This window comes from Streptomyces sp. SID14478 (assembly GCF_010548525.1).
Classification (GTDB): domain Bacteria; phylum Actinomycetota; class Actinomycetes; order Streptomycetales; family Streptomycetaceae; genus Streptomyces.
This window is the reverse complement of sequence record NZ_JAAGMG010000529.1, coordinates 1-3,925: the sequence shown is the minus strand read 5'-3', so window position 1 is coordinate 3,925 and position 3,925 is coordinate 1. Positions and strand designations below refer to the sequence as shown.

At 72.8% G+C, this 3,925-nt stretch carries 3 protein-coding genes; 2 read left to right on the top strand and 1 reads right to left on the bottom strand.

The genetic code is table 11. The annotated features are described in order from the left end of the window. Both hemG and hemQ read left to right on the top strand, forming a co-directional pair. Positions 1 to 1,258: protoporphyrinogen oxidase (gene hemG, locus G3I40_RS17460; RefSeq protein WP_164303078.1), on the top strand; the 1,258-nt coding region annotated here is incomplete at its 5' end. Positions 1,259 to 1,262: 4 nt separating this feature from the next. Further along, positions 1,263 to 1,994 (top strand): hydrogen peroxide-dependent heme synthase, encoded by a 732-nt coding sequence (gene hemQ, locus G3I40_RS17455; protein ID WP_164303077.1) that lies wholly within the window; start codon positions 1,263 to 1,265, stop codon positions 1,992 to 1,994. 71 nt (positions 1,995 to 2,065) lie between these two features. On the opposite strand, the gene G3I40_RS17450 is transcribed toward hemQ, so the two are convergent. Further along, on the bottom strand, positions 2,066 to 3,673 hold the full coding sequence (locus tag G3I40_RS17450) for an alpha/beta hydrolase (protein ID WP_164303076.1): 1,608 nt from the start codon (positions 3,671 to 3,673) through the stop codon (positions 2,066 to 2,068). Positions 3,674 to 3,925: the final 252 nt, after the last annotated feature.

The window sequence follows — 3,925 nt, the reverse complement described above, 5'->3', positions numbered from 1 at the left end:
CCGGCTGCAGCCGCCGTCCACCGCGACCGCCTCGCTGTGGACCCGCGACGAACTGCGCCCCATGCCCAAGGGACACGTCATGGGCGTCCCCGGCACCGCCGACGCGCTGGCCGGCGTGCTGTCCGACGACGGCCTGCGCCGCCTCGGGCAGGACGCCGAGCTGCCGCCGACCGAGATCGGGGACGACATCGCCGTCGGCACCCACGTCGCGGCCCGCCTCGGCCGCGAGGTGGTCGACCGCCTCGTCGAACCGCTCCTCGGCGGCGTCTACGCGGGCGACGCCTACCGCATCTCGATGCGCAGCGCCGTCCCCCAGCTCTTCGAGGAGATCCCGCGCCACCCGACCCTGATGGAGGCGGTCCGCGCGATCCAGGCCCGCACCGCGGCCAACCAGCAGGTCGGCCCCGTGTTCATGGGCATCGAGGGCGGTGTCGGCACGCTCCCGGAGGCGGTCGCGGAGGCCGTGCGCAAGCTGGGCGGCACGATCGTGACGGGGGAGCGGGTGACGTCCCTGGGCGCGCGGGGCTCCGCGCGCCCCGCCGCCCACGACGGGAACACGCCCGCCGAGCACGAACCGCAATGGCGCGTGGTCACGGAGCAGGGCCGCACCTACAACGCGGACCAGGTCGTCATCGCGCTGCCCGCCCCCGCCGCGGCCAGCGTGCTGCGCACCGCCTCGCCCAAGGCCTCCCAGGAACTGCGCTGCGTCGACTATGCCTCGATGGCCCTGATCACGATGGCGTACCGCAAGAGCGAGACCGACCTCCCCGCCGGCAGCGGCTTCCTCGTGCCGCCGGTCGACGGCCACACCATCAAGGCCGCCACCTTCGCCTCCCACAAGTGGGGCTGGATCGCCGAGGAGAACCCGGACCTCCTCGTCGTGCGCACCTCGGTCGGCCGGTACGACGACGACAAGGACCTGTCGCGTGACGACAGGGAACTCACCGAGATCGCCCGGCACGACCTGCGCGAGGCCACCGGCCTGGCCGCGACGCCGGTCGCCGCGCACGTCACGCGCTGGGACAACGGCCTGCCGCAGTACCCGGTCGGCCACACGGCCCGCGTCGCCCGGATCCGCGAACACCTCGCCCAGCTGCCCGGCCTCACCGTGTGCGGCGCCGTGTACGACGGCGTCGGCATCCCGGCGTGCATCGCGAGCGCGTACGCCGCCGTGGACGCGCTGGGCGGCGACGACAGCACCCGCGAGGAGCTGAAGGCGAACCCGGTGCAGAGCCTGCACGGCGGAGCAGGAGAATGAAGACATGAGCGACGAGAACACCACCGCCGAACCGGCGCGGATCCCGAACAAGGGCAAGCTGGCCAAGGACCTGAACGAGGTCATCCGCTACACGCTCTGGTCCGTCTTCAAGCTGAAGGACGTCCTTCCCGAGGACCGCACCGGCTACGCGGACGAGGTCCAGGAGCTGTTCGACCAGCTCGCCGCGAAGGACGTGACGATCCGCGGCACGTACGACGTGTCCGGGCTGCGCGCCGACGCCGACCTCATGATCTGGTGGCACGCGGAGACCGCCGACGAGCTGCAGGAGGCGTACAACCTCTTCCGCCGCACGAAGCTGGGCCGCGCCCTGGAGCCGGTGTGGTCGAACATGGCGCTGCACCGCCCCGCCGAGTTCAACCGCTCCCACATCCCGGCGTTCCTGGCCGACGAGACGCCGCGCGACTACGTCTCCGTCTACCCCTTCGTGCGCTCCTACGACTGGTACCTGCTGCCCGACGACGAGCGCCGCAAGATGCTCGCCGACCACGGCAAGATGGCCCGCGGCTACCCGGACGTGCGCGCCAACACGGTCGCCTCGTTCTCGCTCGGCGACTACGAGTGGATCCTCGCCTTCGAGGCCGACGAGCTGTACCGCATCGTCGACCTGATGCGTCTGCTGCGCGGCTCCGAGGCCCGCAGGCACGTCCGCGAGGAGGTCCCCTTCTACACGGGCCGCCGCAAGAGCGTGTCCGAACTGGTGGCCGGGCTCGCCTGATCCGGCCCACTCCTGGACAGAGGACGGCGGGGTCGCGGGGCACTTGCCCGCGACCCCGCCGTCTCCTGAGGTCAGCCGATCACGCGGGGCTTCGCCGCGAGTCCCCGTGAACCGGCCCCGAGGGGCGCGGGCGCCGCGTGCGGGGCACAGTCCGCGGCGCGCCGCCCCGGCACCCGCCCCTCCAGCAGATACGCGTCCATGTGGCCGTTGACGCAGGCGTTGGGACCCCCGGCGATCCCGTGCGTCCCGGCCCCCCGCTCCGTCACGAGCACCGACCCGGCGACCCGCCGGTTCAGCTCCCGCGCCCCCGTGTACGGCGTCGCCGCGTCCCGCTCGGCGGCGAGGATCAGCGTGGGCGGCAGCGCGCCCGGCGCGGTCCGCACGTCGAGCGGCTCCTGCTGCGGCGCGGACCAGTAGGCGCACGGCAGGTTCATCCACGCGTTGTCCCAGGTCTCGAACGGAGCGACGCGCGCGAGCCGGGAGTTGTCGTGGTCCCAGCGCCGGAAGTCCGTCGGCCAGGACGCGTCGTTGCACTCGACCGCCGTGTAGACCGCGGTGCCGTTCTCGTTCTCGGCGGCGGCCCGCGGGCTCGGAGCGGCCTGGTCGATCAGCGGCTTCGGGTCGCCCTTCAGGTACTCGGACAGGGCCACCGCACGCATCGCCCAGTAGTCGTCGTAGTACCCGGCCTGGAGATAGGCCGCCTGCAGCTGGCCCGGGCCGACCTTGCCGCCGGCCGGCTCGTGCGCGACCTCCGCCCGCACCTTCTCGTACGACTCCAGGACCTCCTCGGGCGTCCTGCCCAGGTGGTAGGTGTCGTCGTGCCGGGCGACCCAGGCGCGGAAGTCGGCCCAGCGCCGCTCGAACGCGGCGGACTGCTCCAGGTTGTTGGCGTACCAGATCTGGCTCGGGTCGGGGTTCACCGCCGAGTCGAAGACCATCCGGCGCACGTGCGAGGGGAACAGCCGCGCGTACACGGCGCCGATGTACGTCCCGTACGACGCGCCCATGAACGTCAGCTTCTTCTCGCCCAGCGCGGCCCGCAGCACATCCAGGTCGCGGGCGTTGTTCAGGCTCGTGTAGTGCCGCAGGTCCGGGTTCTTCGCACAGCCGCGCGCGTACGACTTCGCCTGCGCGATCCGCTCCATCTTGTACGAGGCCGAAGGGTGCGTCGGCGCCTGCGTGGGGGCCTTCGCGAACTGCTTCGGGTCCTGGCAGGACAGCGGCGCCGACCGGCCCACGCCGCGCGGCGCGTACCCCACGAGGTCGTACGCGGCGCCGATGCGCTTCCACTCCGGCATCATCCCGACCAGCGGGAAGTACATGCCGTTCCCGCCGGGCCCGCCCGGGTTGAAGACGAGCGCGCCCTGCCGCGCGGTCCTGTGGCCGGCGCTCTTGCCGGTGGCCCTGACCCGGCTGACCGTCAGCTTGATCTGCTTGCCGCGCGGACGTGCGTAGTCCATCGGGACGGACACCGTGCCGCAGGTGGCCGGGGAGGGGAGGTTCTCCGCGGCGGGACACGCGGTGAACCTGATGCCGGCCGCCGCTGCGCGCTGCGCCGCGACGGCGGTGCCGAGCGTCTCGGGGGAGGCGCTGCCGGCCGCACTGCCCGCGGGGGCGGCGACGAGGGCGGACAGGACCAGTGATCCCGCGGCGGCATAGAGGGCGGATGCTGCTCTCATCGCTTGGATGCATCCCTTTCGTCGGGCTCCCGAACCCGTGCGGCTCGCGAACAAAAGGGATACTTGGCGCGGCAGTTGAGGAAGTAAAGCACCAGGTCGCAGGTGTCGGATCAATGACCCCGATGCGTCGCCCGGGTGATTCTCAGCTCACTGGCCCGAGCCGCCCCCGGGCGCCGCCGAACGCCGCCCGCAGCGCCGGGTCCTCCACCGCGCGCACCCCGCCCACCGCGACCGCGAGCAGACCGCCGGGGC

What these genes read in the sequence shown, in the direction of transcription:
- G3I40_RS17450 (WP_164303076.1), bottom strand. Translation starts at nt 3,673, where the DNA reads ATGAGAGCAGCATCCGCCCTCTATGCCGCCGCGGGATCACTGGTCCTG.
- hemQ (WP_164303077.1), top strand. Translation starts at nt 1,263, where the DNA reads ATGAGCGACGAGAACACCACCGCCGAACCGGCGCGGATCCCGAACAAG.